This window comes from Brevundimonas basaltis (assembly GCF_014202075.1).
Lineage (GTDB): Bacteria > Pseudomonadota > Alphaproteobacteria > Caulobacterales > Caulobacteraceae > Brevundimonas > Brevundimonas basaltis.
Genome location: NZ_JACHFZ010000002.1, coordinates 253,629 through 276,544 on the forward strand (window position 1 = coordinate 253,629; position 22,916 = coordinate 276,544).

Here is a 22,916-nt window from a genome sequence, read left to right on the forward strand (position 1 = left end):
GCAAATGGAGGCGCCGGGCGGGAGCCGTAGGAGGGCCGCCCTGCCGCCGGAACGGCTCGGGGCCAGCGACGTTTGTCACGCTGGACAAGGAGCCCCGCCATGAAGCGACTGATCCCTCTGACGAGCGTGCTGGTCTTGGCGCTCTGCGCATCAAGCCCCGCCTTGGCGCAGAACGGCAATGGAAACGGGCACGGGAAAGGCCACGGCGCGGGCAATCCCGTGCAACAGGACCGGGACGATGATGGCGATGACGACCGTCGCGAAGGCCGCCGCAACGGCAATGGCCGCGAGAACCGCGCCGAGCGCGACGTCCCCAGGAATCACAGATCGGCCGAAGTGCGGGTTCGCGAGATCGTCGGCGACCCGCCCCGGGAGGGGGAGCGCGCGGTCCGCGAGCTGCGCCGCGGGCTGGAGCGGGGCGAGTCTGTTGTCGGCCGGGAGGTCATCGGCCCGCGCCGGGACGAGGTCCGGGCGCTGCTGCAAGGCTGCCCGCCCGGACTGGCCAAAAAGGACAACGGCTGCCTGCCCCCGGGCCAGGCGCGGAAAATCGACCGGTCGCAATCGTACGACCGCTATAACTACCTTTGGCGCTCGTTCGGCGGCGACGGCGGCTACCAATACCGGGACGGCTACCTTTACCGAACGGCTCCGGATGGCGGATTGCTGGGATATCTGCCGGTTCTGGGCGGGATCCTGTCGACCGGCAACGTCTGGCCGACCCAATACACCTACCAGCAGCCGCCCCAGTACTATTCCCGGTACTATGGCCTGAACGACCGGTATCAGTACCGATATTCGGACGGGGTCCTGTACGGCGTGGATCCGAAGACCCAGGCGATCGCCCAGGTCGCCGCCCTGCTGACCGGGCAGCAGATCGATGTCGGTCAGCGGATGCCGGCGGGGTACGACGTCTACAACATCCCCTATGACTACCGGGACCAGTACGTGGACAGCGCCGACCGGCATTACCGGTACAGCGACGGCTATGTTTACCAGGTCGATCCCACCACCCGGCTGGTGCAGGCCGTCATCCAACTGCTGACCTGAGGCGATGATGCATAACCGAAACGCGTGGGCGATCGCGCCCCTGATGGCCCTGAGCCTGGCCGCCTGCAGCGGCGAGGCCGACAAGTCCGCCGACGGCGCGCCGCCCGCGCCGACCAACCAGACGCTGGCCGAGGTCATCGCCGACAAGGGCGAGATGGACACCCTGGAGGGCGTCATCAGGAACGCGGGCCTGTCAGACGTTCTGGCGGGGAAGGGCCCCTATACTGTGTTCGCGCCCGCCGACGCCGCGCTCGGGGCGGCCGGGTCGGACCTGTCGGATGAGGCGATGAAGGCCCAGGGCGCCGCCTTGCTGCGCGCCCACATCGTGCCCGGCGCCCTGACCCGGGCGGACATCCTGGCCGCCCTCGAGCGCGGCGGAACGGGCGGCGTGCAGATGCGCACCATGGCGGACGGGTTGCTGACCTTCTCAAGGGACGGCGACGCGGTGACCGTCACCGCCGCTGACGGGGCGACCGCGCGACTGACAGGCGATGAGACGGTGGCGGCCAACGGCGTGGTCCAGCCCGTGGACGGTCTGCTGGTGAAGGCGGAATAGGCGGGCGGGATCAACCGCTCAGCCGTCCGAAATCCACCACCACCGGCTCCCGCCCGATCAGCTTGAGGAACCGCCGGAAGTTCGCCTGCGTCAGCGCCGACGTCGCGGTGTTGGTCAGGGGGTGGAAGTTGACGATGTCGGCGTCCCACAGGGCCTGGTCGAGGACGAAGGTCACGCGCTGGTCGACGTCGTTGATCAGGCCCAGCGCCGTGACCGAGCCGGGGCGGACGCCGAGGGTTTCCCACAGCAGGGTCTCGTTTCCAAAGCTGAGGCGGGCCGAGCCGATCCATCCGTCGGCGCGCTTGAGGTCGATGACCGTGTCCTGACGGGCCGAGATCAGCCACAGCCGGCCCTTCCTGTCCTTGAGAAACAGGTTCTTGGTGTGGGCGCCGGGCATGGCAGCCTTGAGCTCGAGCCCCTCCTCGACGCGGAAGACGGCGGGATGGTCGCGGGTGGTCTGATCGATCCCCTGCTCCGCCATCCACGCCAGCAGGCGGGCGCGGTCCCAAGCGGGTTCGGGGGCAGGTTGAGCGGGCGGCTTGTCTTCGGTCATGCGGCGCCGTTAGGGATGAGGACCCCTTTCGATACCGCCCGGAGCGCCGCCTTGGAACTGGAATGCTATCCGATGTCGGACCAGCCGTGCGACATGGTGCCGGGCCGGCAGTCGCGCGACTGGATGGACGCCTTCGCCAGCCGGCATCCGTACCGCTGTCTGCCGCTGAACATGGCCAACACCACGGGCTGGGAGATCCTGTGCCCGATCAGCTTCACGGCCGAGTGGAACGGCGGGCCGAGCCAGAACGACCTGGTCATCACCGCCGACCGGCACGCCCCGAACCTGCACCACATCGTCACCTCGCATTTCTCACGCGGGGTGATGACCATGCATCCGCAGTATCTATTCCGGACCCCGCCGGGCTGGGGCCTGCTGGCGACCGGGGCCCCCAACCACATCAAGGACGGCATCGCGCCGCTTACCGGGCTGATCGAGACCGACTGGCTGCCCTTCCCCTTCACCATGAACTGGCTGTTCACGCGGCCAGGAAGGGTCAAGTTCGAGCGCGGCGAGCCGTTCTGCTTCATCACCCCGATCGAACACCGCAAGGCCGAGCAGTTCCAGCCGGTGATCCGTTCGCTGGAGTCCAATCCGGTTATGAAGGGCCAGTTCGAGGCCTGGAACCGCCAGCGCACCGACTTCAACAAACGGCTGGCCTCGGGCGACCCGGACGCGGCCAAGGAGGCGTGGCAGCGCTTCTACTTCAAGGGCGAACTGCCCGAGGAACTGGGCGCGGCGCCGGAGACGCATGCGAACAAGCGGCGGCTGAAGTCGCCGAGGCTGGGGTAGAAAAGGGGGCCTGGGGCCTGGGGCTTAGGGTTAGGGCGGCTTTCGCTTCCTAACTCCTAAGCCCTAAGTCCTACGACCTCACATCGGCCGCGGCACGCGGGGTCCGACGTTCTGGACCACTTCGCGGGCGTCGAACGCGTTGGGGTCGCCGGCGGGCTTGGGTCCGTTGCCGACGACGATCTCGGCGGTGGCCTCGTAGCGGTCGATTTCGCGGAAATCCATGTCCGGGCCGAACGGGTCGCTCCACGGGCTCCAGTAGCCGCGGCGGTAGTAGCGCCACGACGGCCCCCAGTAGGGGCTGTACCGGTCGTAGTAGAACGGGCTCGGCGTCGGCGAATAGCGCACGTCGCGGTCGGTGGCGCGATTGACGGTGGCGAACCAGTCGTGGCCGCTCTCCAGCGTCACCTCGGCGGCGCGCAGCAGCAGGGACATCTCGACCTGTTCGCGGGTGGTCACCGAATTGCCGGCGAAGGCGACGCGGAAGCGGTCGGCGTCGATGCGCTGGTCGGAATAGCCGTAGCGGGTTCCGTATCCGGCCGGGCCGTAGGGGGTCGCGGTGGCGCAGGCCGACAGGGCGAGCGCCGCCGCCGACACGGCGAGGAGGGCAGGCTTGAGGAGGCGAGTCTTCATCGGGTTTCTCCTTTTGCGCCCAAAAAGCGCCATTCTGGCTGAACGGGACATGAACAACCGAGTTCCACCCGATCACAAGCCCTTATAATCGCGAGATAATAAGCACCGAGGCAGCGAGCAGAAGAGCTCCGGTGACGACGGCGAATCCGCGGCGGAAGCGGGGCTCCGACATGCGGCGCGCCAGGGCGGCGCCGCCCAGTCCGTAGGCCGACATGGTGATGACGTCCATGCCGATGGTGGCGAGAGCGAACAGGGCCAGCTGCGGCGCCGCGGGCCGCGTCACATCCATGAAGGGCGGCAGCACGGCGGTGAAGAACAGCACCGCCTTGGGATTGGCGATCTGCACCATGAAGCCGTCCAGCAGCGCGCTGCGGCCGAGGCGGATGGTCGGGGCGTCTGGATCGGCGGCGGTCCGGAAGGCGCCGCGCAGGGCGTTGATTCCGAGCCAGGCGACATAGAGGGCGCCGCCGATCGAGATCAGCCGGAAGGCCTCGGGAAAGGCGACCACGAGGGCCCCCAGCCCCAGCGCCGCGGCCCCGAACCAGACCACGGTGGCGGCGTTCATGCCGATGACGCCGGCCAGCGCCCCGGCCGGCCCCCGCTGAACGCCGTTGGCGACCGAGAACAGGTTGGCGGGCCCGGGCGTCACGGCCATCACGGCCATGACCCCGAGAAAGGTCAGATAGAGATGCGGATCGACGGGCAGGCCGGACATGGGCCGGTCCTGTCGGGCCGGCGGGCCGTCCGGTCAAGCGGGATCAGTCGGCGGCGGCGTTCGGCGCGGTCGTCCGGGCGGTGGCGGCGTTGACCTCGACCATGGCGTCGTCGACTTCGTCGAGGGCGCTGCCGATGGCGTAGTCGGCGACCAGGCCATAGGTCGCCATATGCTCCGGGTCGTTCGAGGCCCACGAGCCGTTGGCCGCCATGCCGCCCGCCATGGCCATGACGCCGGACATATCGACCCCCGCCATCGCCTCGGCGACGAGCGCCTCGATATCGATCCCGGCCAGAGCCTCGCCGGCGATGGTCGCGGCGTGTTCGGTGACCAGGCTGGTGAAGGCCTGCACGTCGGGGGCGTAGTCGGCCCAGAGGGCGGCGATACGCATCTCGCGCTGTTCATCGGTCAGGGTCTTGTCGGCCTCGACAGCCTCGGCGCGCTCGCCGAACTCCTCCATCCGGGCCTCGAACCGCTCCGCGGCGGCCTCGATGGCGGCCTCGGCGGAAGCGGCGGGCGCCTCGGCGGCCTCGGGCTCCTGGGGGCTGGCGACGGCGGCCGAGAACGGCAGCACGGCGAGGGCGGCGGCGAGAGAAAGGGCCTTGATCATGGCGGGGCTCCTGAAGGACCCGCGCAAAATCGGCCGAACGCGGTGCGGTCTCAAGTGAAATCGCGGTAAGGCGGTGGACGCCGCCCTGCCCTATGGCCGCTACTCGGCGGCCGTGGAGGCGGCCGGCACCGTCACCTGGGCCGCCAGCGCAGCTTGGGCGCCCGCGCGAATCTGGGCGGGCAGGCCGCTCAGGGCCATGCGCACGCCCATCTTGGCGCCCGACATCTCGGCGTGTTTGGTTTCGTCCGGTTCGGCGCCGGCCTCGGCGTCGATGAAGGCCTCGAAGTCGACAATGAAGCCCTCAATGTCCGGCTGATAGCGGGCGAGGATGGCGTCCACCTCGGCCATGCCCTTGGCCTGGTCGGCTCCGGCGCCGCTGATGGCGGCTTCAATCTCACCCTGCATCTGATCCATGCGGGCCTTGAAGGCTTCGCCCCTGGCTTCCATGGCGATCTCGGCGGCGGACGGCGCTTCGGCGGGGGGCGCGGCCGGGGCTTCCTGGGCGACGGCGGGGGCTGCGAAGGCGAGCACGGCGGCGGCGGCCAGAACGATACGAAGAGACATTGGAAGGTCCTGATGGAGTCGAAAGAGCCGACGCTCCGGCCGACAGAGTGGCGCCATCTCATCGCGAGGGCGAGACCGTTCGCGGCGACGGGCCGCGCCGTCAGTTCACGCCTGATCCCGGTCCCGCGCGTCGCGCTTGCCCAGCACGCGCAGGCGCAGGGCGTTGAGCTTGATGAAGCCGGCGGCGTCCTTCTGGTCGTAGGCCACAGCGCCGTCCTCGAAGGTGACCAGTTCCTGGTCGTAGAGGCTGTTCGGGCTCTCGCGGCCGATCACCGTGGCGTTGCCCTTGTACAGCTTGACCCGGACCTCGCCGGACACCTTGGCCTGCGAGTGGTCGATGGCCGCCTGCAACATCTCGCGCTCGGGCGAGAACCAGAAGCCGTTGTAGAGCAGGTGGGCGTATTTGACCGCCAGCTCGTCCTTCAGATGCATCGCGCCGCGATCCAGGGTGATCGACTCGATGCCGCGGTGCGCGGCCAGCAGGATGGTCCCGCCGGGAGTCTCATAGACGCCGCGCGACTTCATGCCGACGAAACGGTTCTCGACCAGATCGAGGCGGCCGATGCCATTGTCGTGGCCGTACTGGTTCAGGGCGGTCAGCAGGGTCGCCGGCGACATGGCTTCGCCGTTGATCGAGACCGCGTCGCCCTTCTCGAAGCCGATGGTGATGACGGTCGGCGTGTCGGGCGCGTCCTCGGGCGACAGGGTGCGCTGGTGCACGAACTCCGGGGCCTCGAACGCCGGGTCCTCGAGCACCTTGCCCTCGCTGGACGAGTGCAGAAGGTTGGCGTCGACGCTGAACGGGGCCTCGCCGCGCTTGTCCTTGGCGATGGGGATCTGGTGCTGTTCGGCGAAGTCGAGCAGGTGTTCGCGCGACTTGAAGGCCCATTCACGCCACGGGGCGACGACGCGGATGTCGGGTTCCAGCGCATAGTAGCCGAGCTCGAAGCGGACCTGGTCGTTGCCCTTGCCGGTGGCCCCGTGACAGACGGCGTCGGCGCCGACCTGGCGGGCGATCTCGATCTGGCGTTTGGCGATCAGCGGACGGGCGATCGAGGTGCCGAGCAGATACTGACCCTCGTACAGGGCGTTGGCGCGGAACATCGGGAAGACGTAGTCCCGCACGAACTCCTCGCGCAGGTCGTCGATGAAGATGTTTTCTTCCTTGATGCCCAGTTTCAGCGCCTTCTCGCGCGCCGGCGCCAGTTCCTCGCCCTGACCGAGGTCGGCGGTGAAGGTGACGACCTCCGCGCCGTATTCGGTCTGCAGCCATTTCAGGATGATCGAGGTGTCCAGGCCGCCGGAATAGGCGAGCACGACCTTCTTCGGGGCGGGCAGGGTCATGGCAGGGTCCTTCAACGAACGCGGGGAGGCGCCGGTGGCGTTGCGCGCGCTTAAAGGACCAGACGCCCCGCGATGCAAGGGCGGGAATGGGGCGGCTCTCCCTCCCCCGGACGGAGAGGGAAAGTGACTCACCCCCACGGCCCCGGCGTGTGGGAGGGGGTGCTCGGGACGCTGGTCGTGAGCGGGCCCGGCGCGACCTCGGCGAAGGCGCGGCGGGGAGCGAAGCCCATCTCCGCGCCCAGGGCCATTAGCGCCCGCACCCGGTTGCCGGTGGCCGGGTGGGTCGAGAACAGGCTGTCGGCGCCCTTGCCGGCCAGAGGATTGATGATGAACAGCTGGCCCGAGGCCGGATTGCGTTCGGCGGTCGGGTTGTGGATGCGGCGGGCGTAGGCCTCGATCTTCTCCAGCGCCGAGGCCAGGGCGTGGGGATCCCCCGCGATCTCGGCCCCGACCTTGTCGGCGGCGTATTCGCGGGTCCGGCTGATGGCCATCTGCACCAGACCGGCGGCCATCGGGGCGAGGATCATCAGGGCCAGGGCGCCGATGATCCCGCCGGGGCGTTCGTCGTCCTCGCCGCCGCCGCCGAAGAACAGGGCGAAATTGGCGAGGGCGGCGATGGCGCCGGCGACCGTGGCCGTCACCGTCATGACCAGGGTGTCGCGGTTCTTCACATGGGCCAGCTCGTGGGCCATAACGCCGCGAATCTCGTCGCGGGTCAGCATGTCGAGCAGGCCGGTGGTGGCGCAGACGGCCGCATTCTGGGGATTGCGGCCGGTGGCGAAGGCGTTGGGCTGGTCGTTGGGGATGATGGCGATGGCCGGGCGCGGCAGGCCGGCGTCGCGGGCCATCTGGACGATGTCGGCGACATAGGTGCGCACCACCGCATTGGGATGGGTCTCGTCGACCGGCTGGGCCCGGTACATCTTCAGCACGATCTTGTCGGCGTTCCAGTAGCTGAACAGGTTCATGGCCCCGGCGATGGCCAGGGCGATCAGCATGCCGGTCGCGCCGCCGATCAGATAACCGAGACCGGCGAACAGGGCCGTCAGGGCGGCCAGCAGGGCGAAGGTCTTGAGATGGTTCATAGGCAGCCAAAACTCGGGATCACTGGCGCTGAAACGCGCGCGCCCTAACTTGTGGAGTCCCGCCGTCTGGCTCAAGACACCCGCGCTGTGACCGATCATCCCACCACCGACGCCTCCGCCCCCGAATCCGGTCCCGACACCGACCGGCCGATCCTCAATGCGGACGTGCCCCACGCCACGCCGGACCGCCCGCTGAGCGAGGCCGCGCGCCGGGCGCTGATGGAGGCGGCCGAACGCCGCGCCGCGGGCGGGGAGTACGCGCTGCAGCCCGAGCACGGCGGGCCGCGCGGTCCCGAGCCGACCCGCTACGGCGACTGGGAGAAGAAGGGTCTGGCGATCGACTTCTGAGATCTGGGAACCCGGCCAGAGAACCCGGCCAGAGAACCCGGGCCGTCGAACGGCGTTAACCCTGTCGCACAGGAGACGCCGTCATGGTCCGCACCCTCGCCCCGGCCTTCGCCGGTCTGACTCTCGCCCTCGTCGCCGGCGCGGCCGCGGCCCAGACCTGGGGCCAGCCGGTCTATGTCAGCCCCTGGGGACGGGTCGTCGGCGGCACGCCCCTGTCCGAGATCGAGACCCGGTCCTACGTCAACACCGGGCGCTGGGCCGACGGCTATTCCGATCAGGCCTATGTGTATGTGCCGGCCCCGGTGTACGGCGCGCACTACAGCTACGGCTACGGCTACGGACACGACCACCGCTACGGCTATGGATATGGCTACGATCGGGGACGCTACGGCCATGGGCGCTACGAGCGGCGGCCGTATCAGGGCTATCGGGACGAGTGGGGCTACAATGACGACCGGCATCCGTCGGCGCGCGGCTACGACCGCGACCGACGCTATCGCCGCGACCACCGCTATCATGACCGCGACTGCGGTTGCCCGGACGTCTATCTGTACGACCGCTGAGACCGATCAGGGTTAATTTTGACGCCGTCCGGGGAATGCCGGCGTCCTGATTTCGCGCCCTCGGTGCATTCCGAACCCTTTTCATTCCAGCGACTTACAACGGCTCCAGCATCGGAGTCCTCGTCATGCGCGCGTTAACCCTTTCCGCCACCGTCGTCGCCCTTCTCGCCGCCGGCCCCGCCTTCGCCGGCGAGCCCCGGGGGGGCGGCGGGCACCGCCCGCCACCTCCGCCCTGCTGCGACCACCGCCCGCCGCCGCCCCCGTGCTGCGGCCACGGCGGGGGCTCGCACAATGTGAACGTCAATGTGAACGCCAACGCCAACGCCAGCGCCCAGGCCTTCGCCGGAGCCTCGGCCGCCTCCTACCTCAACGCCCGCGCCTATAGCGTCGACAACGGCCGGCGCGGCGGCTTCGGCGGCGGGACCGTCTATGTCGGCGGCGGGGGTTACGGCGGCGACGTCGGCTATGGCTACGGCTACGGGGCGCCGGTCTATTACGACATCGACCGCCGGGTGCTGGCCTGCGCCAGCGCGCCGTTCGGCTATGTGGTCACCGGCTTCGGCCGCGACGAGCGCCGCCCGCCGTCGTGCGGCGGCTACGTCCGCTACGAGGACCATGGCTACGACCGGGGCGGCCGCTACGGCTACAGCGAGCGTCACGACCGCTACGAGGAGCGGTCGTACGAATCCTACGAAAGCTACGAGGAATACGGGAGTTTCGAGTACGGCGCGTATGGGGAGCGGAACGCGGGGGGCGGTTACGGCATCGGCGACTACGAGCGGGGCTATATCGACGGTCGCGCCGATTGCGACTGCCGCGAGCCGGCGCCCTATCCGCCGCCCTATCTGCCCGAGCCGCCGCGCTACGAGCCGCCGCGTCGTTCGACGGAACGGCCGTATCGGCCGCGCCGCGAGGCTCCGCCCCGCCAGCAGTACCGGCAGGAGCCCGGCGAGCGCGGCTAGCGAGCGAAGCCGACGATCGACTCGACCAGGGCCGAGGCCGCGAGCAGCGGATCAGCCGCCGCCACCACCGGTCGGGCGACGACGAGGTGGGTGGCGCCAGCCTGCAGCGCCTCACGCGGCGTCGCCACGCGCTGCTGGTCGCCCTTGTCCGCGCCCTCGGGCCGGACGCCCGGGGTGACGATCAGGAAGTCGGGCCGCCCGGCCGCGTCGGCGATCTGGCGGACCCGCGCGGCCTCGAGCGGGCTGGAGACCACGCCGTCGACGCCGCAGTCCAGGGCCTGGCGCACCCGCCGCTCGACCAGATCGGCGGCCGTGAAGCCGTAGCCGATGTCGGCCAGGTCGGCGTCCGAAAGGCTGGTCAGCACCGTCACCGCCAGCAGTTTCGTCTGCGTCCCGGCCGCGTCGCGCCCCCTGACCGCGCCGCGCATCACCTGCGGCTCGGCGTGGACCGTCAGCAGGTCGCAGCCGCCCTCCGCCACGGCCCGGGCCGCGCCCTCCACCTGGGCCCCGATGTCGTGCAGCTTCCAGTCCTGGAAGACGGTCAGGCCGCGGGCCTTTAGCTCGTGGGCGAAGGCGACGCCGCCGGGGCGGGCCAGCAGGGTCAGGCCGATCTTGTAGCTGGTGATCGCGCCCTCGAGCCGGTCGACCATGGCCCGGGCGGCCTCGATCGAGGGCAGGTCGAGGCCGACGATCAGGCGCGGGTCGGTCAGCAGCGGGGTCATGGCGTCGGCCTTCCGGCTCAGCTAGAACCGGACGCACGGACCGGCGTTCAGCCCGGTTAGCCGTGGTCGGTTGGATTGCAGGGCGAGGTCAGCACATGGACGCGGTCGATCTGGGCGTCAACCTGTTCGTGGCCCTGTTCGCCCTGGTCGACCCGATCGGCAACATCCCGATCTTCGCCGCCGCCACCGCCGGGGCCAGCGCCCGGCAGCGGATGCAGGTCACCGGCCTGCTGTGCCTGTTCATCGTCGGCTTCCTGACCTTCTTCTTCTTCACAGGTCTCAGCCTGCTGCAATTCTTCGGCATCTCGCTGGCGGCGTTCCGGATCGCCGGCGGCATCCTGCTGCTGCTGCTCGGCCTCGACATGACCCGGGGCGACTTCCTCAAGATGTTCGCCGATCCTGACGCGGTGTCCGACGCGGCCGATGTGCGCGGCTACGCCAAGCGGCGCTTCCAGCGGCTGGTGGTGCCCTTCGCCATGCCGCTGCTGATCGGCCCCGGGGCCATCTCGACCATCATCATCCAGGCGGGTGAAGCCCAGAAGATCGGCCCGGCCGGCACGGTGGCGGGCCTGACGGCGATCGGCGCGGCCGGCGTCGCCACCTTCCTGATCTTCGCCCTGACCGGACCGATCAGCCGCCTGCTCGGCGAGGTCGGCATGACCATCGTGGTGCGGGTGCTGGGCCTGATCCTGTGCGCCCTGGCCATCCAGTTCATGCTCGCCGGCCTCGGCGAGGCCCTGCCGGGGATGTTCAGCGGGGATGTGACGGCGCCGTATCCGTCGGGCGGGCACTGACCGCGTCCCACGCGCTAGGCGGGCAAGGGAATTCGGGGACAGTCCGGCAGGGAATTCGCGACCTCGAGCGGAGAATTCGGCGACGACGAAGACGTCTTTCCCGGCGGCCCGGATCAGATCCGCTTCAGCCGTTTCGCATGGCCGCCCACCATGGCGAGGGCCAGGCGGTCGGGCAGGTGTTTGGCGAGGCCCGCGAGCAGGGTGTTCATGACGCCCGGCGTGACGCCGGGCCGGTTGGTCTCGCAGGCCGCGTAACCCACCCGGGCCACATGCTCCGCCGTCTGCCACATCCAGGCGGGATAGGCCGCCGACACCTCGGCGCGCGTGCCGTTGGCGTCGTGGAACTCGGTCAGGGTGTAGCCGGGGCACAGGGCGGTGACGTGGACGCCGGTCCCGCGCAACTCCAGATGCAGGCCCTGAGAGGCCTTGATCAGGAAGGACTTGATCGGGCCGTAGAGGGTGTCGCCGCCGGTCGCCGGCATGCGGCCGGCCAGCGAGGCGACGTTGAGGATGCGGCCATAGCCGCGCTCGACCATGCCGGGGGCGAACAGCCGGGCCAGTTCGACCGGGGCGGTCAGCATGACGCGGATCATCGCCGCCTGGACCTCCGGCTCCGTGGCGAGAAAGCCGGCCGTGCGGCTGAAACCGGCGTTGTTGACGAGGCCGTCGACGGTCAGACCGCGCGCGGCGACGGCGTCGAACAGCCGGCGCGGGGCGGCGGGGTCGGCGAGATCTTCGGGGACGACCGCGACCGTCGCGCCGCCGGCGGCCAGTTCGCCCGCGAGGGCCTGCAACGCCCTCTCGCGGCGGGCGGTGAGGATCAGGTCCCAGCCTTCAACCGCATAGACCCGCGCCAGCGCCGCCCCGATCCCGGCCGAGGCGCCGGTGATCAGCACGGTCCGGCGTTGGCCGCTCAGGCGGCGACCGGACAGGACGGGTGCGGCGCGAAGCCCGCCAGCGACGGCGGGTCGGCGGCCAGCAGATCGGCGATGGTGACCTTCGACAGGGCCTCGCCGGCGGCGAGGTCGGCGGCGGTCAGGGCCTTGGCCACCTGACGCGGGATATGGGTGCTGACCGGGCAGCCCTTGGCGCCGGCCGGCGGCGAGCCGAGATGGGCGCAGCCGTGCACCGCCCGGAGCACCGTGTCGAGGGTGATGGTCTCGGGCCGGTGCAGCAGCCAGGCCCCGCCCGAGGCGCCGGGCCGCGTGCCGATCAGCCCGGCCTTGGCCAGCAGGGCCGTGACCCGGCGCACCACCACCGGATTGGTCGGCACCGAGGCGGCCAGAACCGCGCTCGGCGCGGCCTCGGCCGGCGAGTAGGCGCCCTTGTGGGCCAGATAGGCCAGGGCGTGGGCGGCGACGGGGAAACGTTGACTGTCGGACATGGCGTTGATGGGAAGATAGGACGACGGCGGTGCTTTCACAAACGAAGTGATTCCCCGAGCGGCGCCCGCGGACGCCTTCGCACCTGCGGCACGATTGAACCGGCGGGCGAAAGGGCCTAAAGGCTCGCCGCTCGTTTGATGGGGACCGCGCCGTGCGACGCCCCGGAGGCACTTCATGGTCGGGGCCCCTCCCCAAGGTGAAGACGGCAAGCCCGCCGCCGCGAACTCCGCAAAGCCCCAGGACAAGTCCGTTGCCCCCGCCCACCCTCACCCCTCGGCGGCGGGCGCTGGCGGTCACGTCAAGGCGGGCAAATGGGGCCTGATCATCGGCGCCATCGGCGTGGTGTTCGGCGACATCGGCACCAGCCCGCTCTACGCCATGCGCGAGGCGCTGAGCCATTCGCGCAGCGGCGGCACGGCCGAGCTGGCCGTTCTCGGCACCGTGTCCCTCGTGTTCTGGGCCCTGATCCTCGTGGTCACGGTCAAATACGTCTTCTTCCTGATGCGCGCCGACAACAAGGGCGAGGGCGGAACCCTGGCCCTGATGGCCCTGGCCCAGCGAGCCATCGGCAAACGCTCGACGCTCGTCTTCTTCCTCGGCGTCTGCGGCGCCGCCATGTTCTACGCCGACGGGGTGCTGACCCCGGCGGTGTCGGTGCTGTCGGCGGTCGAAGGCCTCGGTGACGCGCCCGGCGTGGGCGGGCGGATGACCCCCTTCATACTGCCCATCGCCATCGGCATCCTGATCACCCTGTTCATGGTCCAGGCGCGGGGCACGGCCAGCATGGCGCGCGCCTTCGGCCCCATCACCACGGTGTGGTTCCTGGTGCTGGCCAGCCTCGGCGTGCTGCACATCTTCGACGATCCGTCGATCCTGCGGGCGCTGTCGCCGCACTACGGGGCGCTGTTCCTGATCGACAACGGCGTCCTCGGTTTCATCCTGCTGGGCAGCGTCTTCCTGGCCGTCACCGGGGCCGAGGCGCTCTATACGGACATGGGCCATTTCGGGAAGTCGCCGATCCGGACCGGCTGGCTGTCCTTCGTCCTGCCCTGTCTGATGCTGAACTATCTCGGCCAGGGCGCACTGGTGCTGAGCGATCCGACGGCGCGGGTGAATCCCTTCTGGGAGATGATCCCCGAGATGATCTATTGGCCGGTGCTGATCCTCGCCACCATGGCCACCATCATCGCCAGCCAGGCGGTGATCACCGGCGCCTTCTCCCTGACCCAGCAGGCGGTCCAGCTGGGCCTCTTCCCGCGCATCAAGATCATGCAGACCAGCGAGAGCCAGGCCGGTCAGATCTTCGTGCCCTCGGTCAATATGCTGATGCTGGTCGGCGTCCTGCTGCTGCTGATGCTGTTCCCGACCTCGTCGCAGCTGGCCGGCGCCTATGGCGTGGCGGTGACCGGCGCCATGCTGGTCGACAGCCTGCTGGCCTGGTTCATCGTGCGGCGGATGTGGAAGTGGAGTCTGCCGCTCAGCATCGCGGCCATCACCCCCTTCCTGATCATCGACCTGGCCTTCTTCGGGTCGAACCTGCTCAAGATTCCGCAGGGGGCCTGGGCGCCGCTGGCCATGGGCGGCCTCATCGTGCTGGTGATGTGGACCTGGACGCGGGGGACCCGGATCCTCACCGCCAAGACCCGAAAGGACAGCCTGCCGCTCGCCGACCTGATCGAGATGTTGCGCGCCCGTCCGCCGCACCGGGCCCCGGGCACGGCCATCTTCCTGACCTCCGATCCGGAGATCGCCCCGGTCGCCCTGATGCACAATCTCAAGCACAACAAGGTGTTGCACGAGAAGAACGTCATCCTGACCGTGCGCACCACCGACCGGCCGCGCGTGGCCGAGGCCGACCGGGTCCGGATCGAGCCGATCTCGGACGACTTCAAGAAGCTGGTCATCTCCTACGGCTTCATGGAGCAGCCCAACCTGCCCAAGGCGCTCAACCTGTGCCGCAAGCAGCAGGGGCTGAAGTTCGACATCATGTCGACCAGCTTCTTCCTCGGTCGGCGCTCGGTCGTGCCATCGTCGAGCCAGGGCATGCCGTTGTGGCAGGACCGGCTGTATATCTTCCTGATGCGCAACGCCGCCAATCCGACCGACTTCTTCCACATCCCGCCCGGACGGGTGGTCGAGCTCGGCACCCAGGTGTCGGTGTGAGCCGCGATCCGAAACAGGGCCGCAGCTCGGCCGCGCGCGGGCGTCGCATGGCTGAGAAGTCCCGCGGCCCCCGATCGCCCCAGGTCGAACAGCCGCGCGACGAGGCCGCCGACATCGGCGTAGAGGCCCGGTTGGCCGCGGGCGTGCTGCTCAACGCGGCGCTCGAGGGGCGCGGCGGGCTCGACGCCGCCCAGGCGTTCCGCGAATTCGGCGCCCTGCCCGGTCCCGACCGCGCCTTCGCCCGCGCCGTGGCCATGGCCGCCCTGCGCCGGCTGGGCGAGATCGACCAGATCCTCGACCGCCGCCTGAACAAGGCTCCGCCGCTGGCGGTGCGGACGATATTGCGCGTCGCCCTGGCCCAGACGCTGGTGCTCGAAACGCCCGCCTTCGCCGCCGTGTCGACGGCCGTGAAACTGGCCGAGCGCGACCCCAAGACCCGGCCATACAAGAACCTCGTCAACGCCGTGCTGCGCGGCATCGACCGCGACGGGCCCGGCCTGACCACGGCCGAATCCAACCTGCCCGACTGGTTGGCCGCCCGCTGGCGCGCGACCTATGGCGAGCCGACCCTGGCCGGGCTGGCCCTGGCCGCCCGCGAGGAGCCGACCACCGACCTCAGCCTCAAGCCGGGCATCGACGCCGCCGCCGTGGCCGACGCCGTCGAGGGCGAGACGCTGCCCGGCGGCACGGTCCGCACCGGCCGTCGCGGCGACATCGCCGGCTGGCCCGGTTTCGAGGAAGGCGGCTGGTGGGTGCAGGACGCGGCCGCCGCGCTTCCCGTCCGCCTGCTGGCCCCGAAGGCGGGGGAAGCTGTCGTCGACTTCTGCGCCGCGCCAGGGGGCAAGACCCTGCAGATCGCCGCCGCCGGCGCCGCCGTGGTCTCGCTGGATCGCTCGGACAAGCGGCTCGAGCGGCTGCGCGCCAATCTGGCCCGCACCGGCCTGACCGCCGAGGTCGTGGCCACGCCCGCCGAGGACTGGGACGACCCCCGAACCTTCGACGCGGTGCTGCTCGACGCGCCCTGCACCGCCACCGGCACCTTCCGGCGCAATCCAGAGGTGCTGCGGGCCACCCGGCCCGCCGACGTCGCAAAACTGGCCGATGTCCAGCACCGGCTGCTCGACGCCGCCGCCGGGCGCGTGAAGCCGGGCGGGCGTCTGGTCTATTGCGTCTGCTCGCTGGAGCGCGAGGAGGGCGAGACCCAGGTGATCGCCTTCCTGCGCCGCCACCCGGACTTCAGGACCGCCCCCGCCGTCCCCGCCGACATCGGCGCCCCCGACGCGGCCCTGACCCCCGAAGGCTGGCTGCGCGTCCTGCCCTCGATGTGGGCCGAGAAGGGCGGACTGGACGGCTTCTTCATCGCAAGGCTGGACCGGGTCAGCTGATCCCTCTCCCGATGGGAGAGCGTTGACACCTTGTCATCCAGGCTCTCCGCTTCGCTTCGACCGGGATGACAAGGTTCAGCAACCTGGACCAAGCGGCCCAAACCCTACCATCCCGGACCCTGTCATCCCGGCCAGTTCCGGTCGAATCCGACACTCCCGATCACGCCGGTCCGAGCCAGGCCGCCGCTATCTCCCACCCCACGTCCGCTTCTGACGCAGGCCCGTGCATAATGGCCAAATGCCCACAGGGCCTGGTCTTTGACAGCGTCCGAACCCGCCGCCGCCGTTCAGGCGTGGCGATCTCACAAGCGGGACATCGGGGTCGATTGATCATGAAGCGACAGGTCAGTTTTTTTCAGTGCAAACCCTGCCATCCCGGACTCTCACACCGGCCCGTCCAGCACGGTGTAAGTAATCGGCGTCCGCACCCGGAACCCCAGCGTCTCGTACAGGGCGATGGTCGCGGTGTTCGCCGCATAGGCGTGCAGGAAGGCCTGCTCGCCGCGCGCGAGGATGCGCTGCGTCACCACCCGCATCAGCGCCCCGGCGTAACCCCGGCCGCGGTGGTCCGGATGGGTGCAGACGCCCGACACCTCGGTGAAGCCGTCGGGCTTCATCCGCTCGCCGGCCATGGCGACCAGCCGGCCGTCGACCTTCACCCCGATGAAGTCGCCGAGCCGGTGGGTCCTTTCGAAGAACGGGCCGGGCACGGTCAGGGTGGCCAGCGCCAGCATCTCCGCCGCGTCGGCCTCGCCCAGCGGTTCGAAGGCCACGGCCTTGCCGCCCGGGTTCAGAGACGACGCCACCATCTGGACGCAGGCGGCGCTGGCCCGCACCCTCGCCCCGGGCGGGAGCGGCATGTCGCCGGCCTCCACCAAGCCCATGCCGTGGGGGGAGACATTGAGCGCCGCCAGCGCCTCCGTGGCTTCGATCGAGCCATCGGCCGCCGCTGCGAACAGGGCGTGGTCCAGATCGAAGCGCAGCGCCCGCCCGTCGCCAAGCGCCAGATGCGCCTGACGGCTGGTCAGGGCGCTCCACACGGGGCGGTCAAGAGGGTGGTTGAGGGTCATGGCCGACTTCTACCGCCGACCTCGCCGTTCGCCAGAGGGTGCGTTGCCGCCGCGTCCGGAAACCGCGCTCAGGCGCGCCAGAAGCCGACGATCTTCTTGACCTCGTCGACCACGGGATCGGCGATGGCGGCGGCGCGGTCGGCGCCGTTTTTCAGCACGAGGTCGATCTCGGCCGGGTCGGCCATCAGGCGGCGCATCTCGGCGGTGACCGGGGCCATCGAGGCCACGGCCAGGTCGGCCAGCGCCGGCTTGAAGGCGCCGAAGCCCTGTCCGCCGAACTCGGCCAGCACCTGCTCGCGGCTGATGTCGGCGAGGGCGGCGTAGATGGTGACGAGGTTCTTCGCTTCGGGGCGGGCGTCGAGCGCCTCGACCGTGTCCGGCAGCGGCTCGGGATCGGTGCGGGCCTTGCGCACCTTGGCGACGATGGCGTCGGCGTCATCGGTCAGGTTGATTCGGCTCTGATCTGACGGATCGGACTTGGACATCTTGGCCGCCCCGTCGCGCAGGCTCATCACTCGCGGCGCGGGACCCTGGGTCAGGGGCTCGGGCAGGGGGAAGAAGCCGGGGACACCGAAGTCGTTGTTGAATTTGGCGGCGATGTCGCGGGTCAGCTCGAGGTGCTGTTTCTGGTCCTCGCCGGTCGGCACCTCGGTGGCCTTGTAGAGCAGGATGTCGGCCGCCTGCAGCACCGGATAGGTGTAGAGGCCGACCGAGGAGCGCTCCTTGTGCTTGCCGGACTTCTCCTTGAACTGGGTCATCCGGTCGAGCCAGCCGAGCCGGGCGACGCAGTTGAAGATCCACGCCAATTCCGAATGCGCCCGCACCGCCGATTGCGGGAAGATCACCGACTTCGCCGGGTCAAGTCCCGAGGCCAGATAGGCCGCCGCGATCTCGCGCGTCTGCGCGGTCAGCAAGGTCGGGTCCTGCCACACGGTGACGGCGTGCAGGTCGGCCACGAACAGGAAGCAGGGCGCGCCGCCGTCCTGCAGCTGGGTGAACCGCTTCAGCGCGCCGAGGTAGTTGCCGAGGTGCAGGGCGCCGGAGGCCTGGATGCCGCTGAGCACCCGGCGCGGGCCGGTATAGGCGAGGGGGATGGAGGACGCGTCTGACATAGGCGGCAAATGCCCCACCGCGACGGTCAGGGCAACCGGAACTCGCGTCCCGGTCTAGCGTCCCCGCCGGATCAGGCCGCGCACCTCGGCCACGGTGACCGCGCGGGTGGCGAAGGCCAGGGCCACATAGACCAGCCCGCCCGCCCCCGTGACCAGCAGCAGGGCCGCCTCCTTGGCCCCATGCGCTGTCCCCAGGGCGGCCAGCAAATCGGCCACCGGCGCCTCGATCATCGGGCGCAGCGAGGCCGCGACGCCGACGATCACCGCCAGCCCCGCCGCCGCCGCCGCGATCCGCGCCAGCCGCGACAAGGCCGCCACGCTCGGCCGGTACAGCCCGCGCCGCCACAGCGCCCCGCCGAGCAGCAGCACATTGGTCCAGGCCGCGCCCGACACCGCCGCCGCAATGCCCGCTATGCCCAGTCCGGCGAAGAACAGGCCGATGGCCAGGGCCGCGTTCACCGCCACAGAGACGAGGGCGAACTTCATCGGCGTCCGCGTATCGCCGCGGGCGAAGAAGGCGGGGGCCAGAATGCGGATCAGCACGAAAGCCGGCACGCCCCAGCCGAACTGGAACAGGGCGTCGGCGGTGTTGGCGGCGTCGAAGGCGAGGAAGGCGCCGCGCGTGAACAGGGCGTCGATCAGGAAATAGGGCATGGCCATCAGGGCCGCGGCGGCCGGCAGGGTCAGGGCCATCGACAGGATGAGGGCCTCGTCCATCGAGGCCTGCTGCTGCTGGTGGTCCTGCGAGGCCACGGCGCGGGACAGCCGCGGCAACAGGGCGATGCCGATGGCCACCCCGACGAGGCCCAGCGGCAGCTGGTAGAGCCGGTCCGCTGTCGCCAGCCAGGTCCGCCCCCCGGCCACGAAGCTGGACAGGTTGCCGGAGATGAAAACGTTGATCTGGGTCGCGGAATTGCCGACGGCGGCCGGGATGGCGGTGATGATGATGGCCTTCACCGGGGGGCTGAGCGTCGGGAGCGCGAGGCGGATGTTCGCGCCGGCCTTGCGCGCCGCCCACCAGCACAGGCCCGCCTGCGACACCCCCGCCGCCAGCACCGCCCACGAGGCCGCATAGGCCGCGCCGACCTGATCGCCCCGCGCCGGGATGACGGCCGCGAGCATGATCAGGTTGAGCAGGATCGGATAGGCGCCCGAGACGATGAACCGGCCGCGGGCGTTGAGCACACCCGACAGCAGGGCGGCGATGGCCATGCACGGCAGATAGGGCATGGTGATCTGGGTCAGGATCACCGCCAGCTTGAACCGCGCCGGGTCGTCGAGGAAGCCGACGTTGATCACCGTCATCAGCCACGGCATCGTCAGCTGGGCGACGACGGTCAGGACCACGGTGGCGAAGGCGACGGCGGCGAGGGCGTCGGTGGCGACCTTGTCGGCGACCTCGGCTCCCTCCGTTTCCAGCGTCCGCGCATAGGCCGGCACGAAGGCGGCGGCGAAGGCTCCCTCGGCGAAGATGCGGCGGAACAGGTTGGGGAAGTTCAGGGCCGTATTGTAGGCGTCCGCCGCCGGCCCGACCGAGCCGCCCAGGGCCGCGGTGATGACGATGTCGCGGGCGAAGCCGGCCAGCCGGCTGACCAGGGTCAGGCCGCTGAAGATGGCCGAGTTGCGCATCATGCCGCCGCCCTTGCGCGACGACGCCGGCGGCGGCGCCACGGGCTCCGACGTCCCCGATGCCGACGGCACGGGCGGGGCAGGCTCCATGGAGGCGGGGTCGGGCTTGCGCTTGTCGGCCATATCAGCGCCTTAGCCTGCTTCCGGCGGACGCGATACGGGGCGTTTGGCGGGACGCAGCCGGCCCACCTCGGAGACGTCGCGCAGGCTGGCGCGAACCGGGGTCGAGACCCGCGCGACGCGCCGGTCTTTCCAGTCCAGCACCGTCTCGAGATCGGCCCGCAGACGCTCCAGCGCCGATCCGGCCTTCGGCTTCCGACCTCGGGCGTCGGTGACGTAGAAACTGTCCACGGCGCGCTCGCCGAAGCCGGCGATATGGGCCGAGCGCACCGACAGCCGATGCTCCGCCAGCACCCGCGCCAGATCGGCCAGCAGGCCCGGCCGGTCGGCCCCGGACACCTCGACCACGGCGGCGGACGGGCTCTGTTCGAGATCGATGATGGTCGTGGGGCGCACGTCGAAGGCGGCGCGGCGGGGGCTGAACGGCGGCGAGGGCGGCGAGGGGCGGGCCGCCTGTCCCCGCGCCGCGGCCTCGAGCGCCTTGAGCAGACGGCTCAACCGGCGGGGCTCGGCCTGGCCGTAGGGGGCGCCGGCGCCGTCCTGCAGTTCGAACACGTCGAGGGCCGCGCCGTCCTCGGCCGTCGCCACCCGCGCCCCGACGACGTCCGCGCCCGCCGCAGACAACGCCTGGGCCAGGTCCGCGAACAGCCCCGGCCGATCGCGCGCCGCCACCGCGACCCGGGTCGCCGTCGGGCCCTCCGTCTCCCCCGGGCCGGAGGCCAGAACCTCGGCCACCGCCCCTTGCGACCGGCCGCGGCGCATCAGCTCAGGATGGTCGTCCAACGGGTCGGCCGGATGCAGGGTCTCGCCCCGGAACGCGCGCTCGGTCTGCTGGTAGAGGTCGCGGATCAGCTGCCCCTTCCAGGCGTTCCACACCCCGGGGCCGACGGCGCGGATGTCGGCGACGGTGAGGATCAGCAGGGTGCGCAGCCGCTCGGGATCGCCGACCAGTTCGGTGAAGGCCCGCACCGTCTCCGGGTCCGACACGTCGCGCTTCTGGGCGTAGTCGCTGAGCGCCAGATGGTTGCGCACCAGCCAGACCACGAACTCGATCCGGCGCGGGTCGAGGCCGAGCCTTTCACAGGCGCGGCGGGCCGCAATGGCGCCATCCTCGAGCTGGCCCCGGTCGCCGCCCTTGCCGACGTCGTGCAGCATCATGGCCAGCATCAAGGCCTCGAAATCGTCGATGCGGTGGACGATCTCGCTGGCGTTGGGGTGCTCCGCCTTGAGCTTGCCCCGCCAGATGTCGTTGATCAGGCCGATGGCCTGCAAGGTGTGCTCGTCGACCGTATAGGCGTGGTACATGTTGAACTGGGTCTGGCCGACGATCCGCCCCCATTCCGGCAGGAAGCGCCCCAGCAGGCCGGTCTCGTTCATCATCGACAGCACGCGATAGGGCCTCTGCCCTTCGGCGAGGATGTCGAGAAAGGCGCGCGCGGCGACCGGATCGCGGCGCAGCGACGGCGTCACCAGCGGCAAGGACCGGCTGACCGCCGAAAAGGCGTCGGGATGCAGATCCAGATCGTGGTCGTCGGCGATCCGGAACAGGATCAACAGCTTGGTCGGATCCTCCGCGAACACCTCCGGACCGGTCACCGACAGGCGGCCGGCGACTTCCACGAAGCCGTCGACGCCGAGCTTGCGCCGCCGGCCCGGGATCAGCCGCGAGAGGCTGAGGGTGGGCTTCTGCTGGCGCGCCTCCAGCTTGGCCGACATGGCCCGTGTCAGGGCGCCGACTTCGCGGGCGACGATGAAATAGCGGCGCATGAAGCGCTCGACCGCCGGCTCGTCGCCGCGGCCGCGCCAGCCCATGCGCCGCGCCACCTCGGGCTGCAGGTCGAACGTCAGCTTCTCCTCGGCGCGCCCGGCGACCCTGTGCAGATGCGCCCGCGTGCGCCACAGGAAGTCGAACGCCTCCTCGAAGGTGCGGCGCTCCCGCGCGGTCAGCAGATCGTCCATGACGCGCGCGCCCAGGGGGCTGTCGGGCGCCAGCGAGCGGGCGATCCAGAACAGGGTGTTGAGATCGCGCAGGCCGCCCTTGCCGTCCTTGACGTTGGGCTCCACCCGGTAGCGCACCGCTCCGGCCTTCTGGTGACGCGCGTCGCGCTCTTCCAGCTTGGCGGCGATGAAGGGCCGGGGATCGGACCGGGCCATAAAGGCCTGGAACCGGCCGATGAAGTCCTCGGCCAGTGCTTGGTCCCCGGCCACCGGCCGCGCCTCCAGCAGGGCCGTGCGCACGGTCATGTCCGACTTCGCCAGCGCCAGGCATTCGTCGACCGAGCGCGCCGACTGGCCGACCTTCACGCCGAGATCCCACAGCACATACAGCATGAACTCGATCACCTGTTCGGTGCGCGGGATGGACTTCCATGGGCGCAGGAACAACAGGTCGAGATCGGAGAAGGGCGCCAGCACGCCGCGCCCGTAGCCGCCGACCGCGATCAGGCTGAGCCGCTCGGCCGCGGTCGGATTGGGGGCCGGATACAGGACCTCCGTCGCGAACCGCCACAGGGAGGTCAGCATCTCGTCGGCGGCTGCCGCGTGCAGCCGCGCCACCTCGACGCCGCCGAGACCGTGTTCGAGCCGTTGGGCCGCGCGGGTCCGGGCGGCCTCCCACGACTGCCGGAGCAGGGCGGTGGCGGCGGCCCGCGGGTCGCTCGCCGCGGCGGCCGCGGCCCAGGCGTCGATGTCGGCCGTCGGCGGGGCGGCGGCGTCGGACGGGCGGCGACTGCGGGGACTCATCGGGTCGGTATAGACCGGGGCGCGG

At 70.4% G+C, this 22,916-nt stretch carries 23 protein-coding genes; 9 read left to right on the forward strand and 14 right to left on the reverse strand.

Going from position 1 to position 22,916, the window contains the following annotated elements; genetic code table 11:
- Positions 1-99 precede the first annotated feature (99 nt).
- Together HNQ67_RS05710 and HNQ67_RS05715 are read left to right on the forward strand one after the other, a co-directional pair.
- Positions 100-1,047: a hypothetical protein gene (locus tag HNQ67_RS05710; RefSeq protein ID WP_183253276.1), complete on the forward strand. Its 948-nt coding sequence runs from the start codon at positions 100-102 to the stop codon at positions 1,045-1,047.
- Positions 1,048-1,054: 7 nt separating this feature from the next.
- Positions 1,055-1,603: a fasciclin domain-containing protein gene (locus HNQ67_RS05715; protein ID WP_183253278.1), complete on the forward strand. Its 549-nt coding sequence runs from the start codon at positions 1,055-1,057 to the stop codon at positions 1,601-1,603.
- A gap of 10 nt (positions 1,604-1,613) precedes the next feature.
- Here HNQ67_RS05715 and HNQ67_RS05720 read toward each other — a convergent pair whose 3' ends face one another.
- Positions 1,614-2,156: a prolyl-tRNA synthetase associated domain-containing protein gene (locus tag HNQ67_RS05720; protein ID WP_183253281.1), complete on the reverse strand. Its 543-nt coding sequence runs from the start codon at positions 2,154-2,156 to the stop codon at positions 1,614-1,616.
- Positions 2,157-2,207: 51 nt separating this feature from the next.
- On the opposite strand from HNQ67_RS05720, the gene HNQ67_RS05725 reads away from it, so the two are divergent.
- The gene (locus tag HNQ67_RS05725) at positions 2,208-2,948 is read left to right on the forward strand and encodes a DUF6065 family protein (RefSeq protein ID WP_183253997.1); all 741 of its coding nucleotides are present in this window, start codon (positions 2,208-2,210) and stop codon (positions 2,946-2,948) included.
- A gap of 78 nt (positions 2,949-3,026) precedes the next feature.
- On the opposite strand, the gene HNQ67_RS05730 is transcribed toward HNQ67_RS05725, so the two are convergent.
- The 6 genes from HNQ67_RS05730 to htpX form a co-directional block, all read right to left on the reverse strand.
- Positions 3,027-3,578: a CC0125/CC1285 family lipoprotein gene (locus tag HNQ67_RS05730; protein WP_183253282.1), complete on the reverse strand. Its 552-nt coding sequence runs from the start codon at positions 3,576-3,578 to the stop codon at positions 3,027-3,029.
- Between the two features lie 82 nt (positions 3,579-3,660).
- Entirely contained in the window at positions 3,661-4,293 is a 633-nt protein-coding gene (locus tag HNQ67_RS05735) for a LysE family translocator (RefSeq protein WP_183253284.1), read from the reverse strand.
- A gap of 43 nt (positions 4,294-4,336) precedes the next feature.
- Positions 4,337-4,903 carry a hypothetical protein gene (locus tag HNQ67_RS05740; protein ID WP_183253286.1) on the reverse strand — a complete coding sequence of 189 codons (567 nt, stop codon included), beginning with the start codon at positions 4,901-4,903 and terminating at the stop codon, positions 4,337-4,339.
- A 99-nt stretch (positions 4,904-5,002) separates the two neighbouring features.
- Positions 5,003-5,467: a hypothetical protein gene (locus HNQ67_RS05745; RefSeq protein WP_183253288.1), complete on the reverse strand. Its 465-nt coding sequence runs from the start codon at positions 5,465-5,467 to the stop codon at positions 5,003-5,005.
- Between the two features lie 105 nt (positions 5,468-5,572).
- Complete coding sequence (locus HNQ67_RS05750) at positions 5,573-6,811, reverse strand: argininosuccinate synthase (protein WP_183253290.1); 1,239 nt, start codon at positions 6,809-6,811, stop codon at positions 5,573-5,575.
- A gap of 128 nt (positions 6,812-6,939) precedes the next feature.
- The gene (gene htpX, locus HNQ67_RS05755) at positions 6,940-7,896 is read right to left on the reverse strand and encodes a zinc metalloprotease HtpX (RefSeq protein ID WP_183253292.1); all 957 of its coding nucleotides are present in this window, start codon (positions 7,894-7,896) and stop codon (positions 6,940-6,942) included.
- 87 nt (positions 7,897-7,983) lie between these two features.
- Between htpX and HNQ67_RS13520 the strand changes: the two genes are divergently transcribed.
- From HNQ67_RS13520 to HNQ67_RS05770, 3 genes are all read left to right on the forward strand, one after another.
- Positions 7,984-8,244 carry a DUF1674 domain-containing protein gene (locus HNQ67_RS13520; protein ID WP_343054828.1) on the forward strand — a complete coding sequence of 87 codons (261 nt, stop codon included), beginning with the start codon at positions 7,984-7,986 and terminating at the stop codon, positions 8,242-8,244.
- Positions 8,245-8,327: 83 nt separating this feature from the next.
- Positions 8,328-8,807 (forward strand): hypothetical protein, encoded by a 480-nt coding sequence (locus HNQ67_RS05765; RefSeq protein WP_183253294.1) that lies wholly within the window; start codon positions 8,328-8,330, stop codon positions 8,805-8,807.
- Positions 8,808-8,932: 125 nt separating this feature from the next.
- Entirely contained in the window at positions 8,933-9,769 is an 837-nt protein-coding gene (locus tag HNQ67_RS05770; protein ID WP_183253295.1) for a hypothetical protein, read from the forward strand.
- On the opposite strand, the gene pyrF is transcribed toward HNQ67_RS05770, so the two are convergent.
- The gene (gene pyrF, locus HNQ67_RS05775; RefSeq protein ID WP_183254001.1) at positions 9,766-10,482 is read right to left on the reverse strand and encodes an orotidine-5'-phosphate decarboxylase; all 717 of its coding nucleotides are present in this window, start codon (positions 10,480-10,482) and stop codon (positions 9,766-9,768) included. The two genes, HNQ67_RS05770 and pyrF, sit on opposite strands and share 4 nt — an antisense overlap.
- Positions 10,483-10,586: 104 nt before the next feature.
- Here pyrF and HNQ67_RS05780 point away from each other — a divergent pair, with 104 nt between their 5' ends.
- Positions 10,587-11,285, forward strand: coding sequence for a MarC family protein (locus HNQ67_RS05780; protein ID WP_183253297.1), 699 nt, complete (start codon positions 10,587-10,589; stop codon positions 11,283-11,285).
- A gap of 113 nt (positions 11,286-11,398) precedes the next feature.
- Here HNQ67_RS05780 and HNQ67_RS05785 read toward each other — a convergent pair whose 3' ends face one another.
- Both HNQ67_RS05785 and HNQ67_RS05790 read right to left on the reverse strand, forming a co-directional pair.
- Entirely contained in the window at positions 11,399-12,181 is a 783-nt protein-coding gene (locus HNQ67_RS05785) for an SDR family NAD(P)-dependent oxidoreductase (protein ID WP_343054829.1), read from the reverse strand.
- A gap of 17 nt (positions 12,182-12,198) precedes the next feature.
- Positions 12,199-12,669, reverse strand: a complete 471-nt coding sequence (locus HNQ67_RS05790) for an Rrf2 family transcriptional regulator (protein WP_183253299.1) — start codon at positions 12,667-12,669, stop codon at positions 12,199-12,201.
- A gap of 175 nt (positions 12,670-12,844) precedes the next feature.
- Here HNQ67_RS05790 and HNQ67_RS05795 point away from each other — a divergent pair, with 175 nt between their 5' ends.
- Both HNQ67_RS05795 and HNQ67_RS05800 read left to right on the forward strand, forming a co-directional pair.
- The gene (locus HNQ67_RS05795; protein WP_183253301.1) at positions 12,845-14,833 is read left to right on the forward strand and encodes a potassium transporter Kup; all 1,989 of its coding nucleotides are present in this window, start codon (positions 12,845-12,847) and stop codon (positions 14,831-14,833) included.
- A gap of 47 nt (positions 14,834-14,880) precedes the next feature.
- Entirely contained in the window at positions 14,881-16,218 is a 1,338-nt protein-coding gene (locus HNQ67_RS05800; protein ID WP_183253303.1) for an RsmB/NOP family class I SAM-dependent RNA methyltransferase, read from the forward strand.
- Between the two features lie 383 nt (positions 16,219-16,601).
- Here the strand turns inward: HNQ67_RS05800 and HNQ67_RS05805 are convergent, their stop codons facing one another.
- From HNQ67_RS05805 to glnD, 4 genes are all read right to left on the reverse strand, one after another.
- Positions 16,602-17,288 carry a GNAT family N-acetyltransferase gene (locus HNQ67_RS05805; protein WP_183253305.1) on the reverse strand — a complete coding sequence of 229 codons (687 nt, stop codon included), beginning with the start codon at positions 17,286-17,288 and terminating at the stop codon, positions 16,602-16,604.
- A 68-nt stretch (positions 17,289-17,356) separates the two neighbouring features.
- Positions 17,357-18,400 carry a tryptophan--tRNA ligase gene (gene trpS, locus HNQ67_RS05810; protein ID WP_183253307.1) on the reverse strand — a complete coding sequence of 348 codons (1,044 nt, stop codon included), beginning with the start codon at positions 18,398-18,400 and terminating at the stop codon, positions 17,357-17,359.
- Between the two features lie 54 nt (positions 18,401-18,454).
- Positions 18,455-20,152: a murein biosynthesis integral membrane protein MurJ gene (gene murJ, locus HNQ67_RS05815; protein WP_246347465.1), complete on the reverse strand. Its 1,698-nt coding sequence runs from the start codon at positions 20,150-20,152 to the stop codon at positions 18,455-18,457.
- 9 nt (positions 20,153-20,161) lie between these two features.
- Positions 20,162-22,891, reverse strand: a complete 2,730-nt coding sequence (glnD, locus tag HNQ67_RS05820) for a [protein-PII] uridylyltransferase (RefSeq protein ID WP_183253310.1) — start codon at positions 22,889-22,891, stop codon at positions 20,162-20,164.
- Positions 22,892-22,916 lie beyond the last annotated feature (25 nt).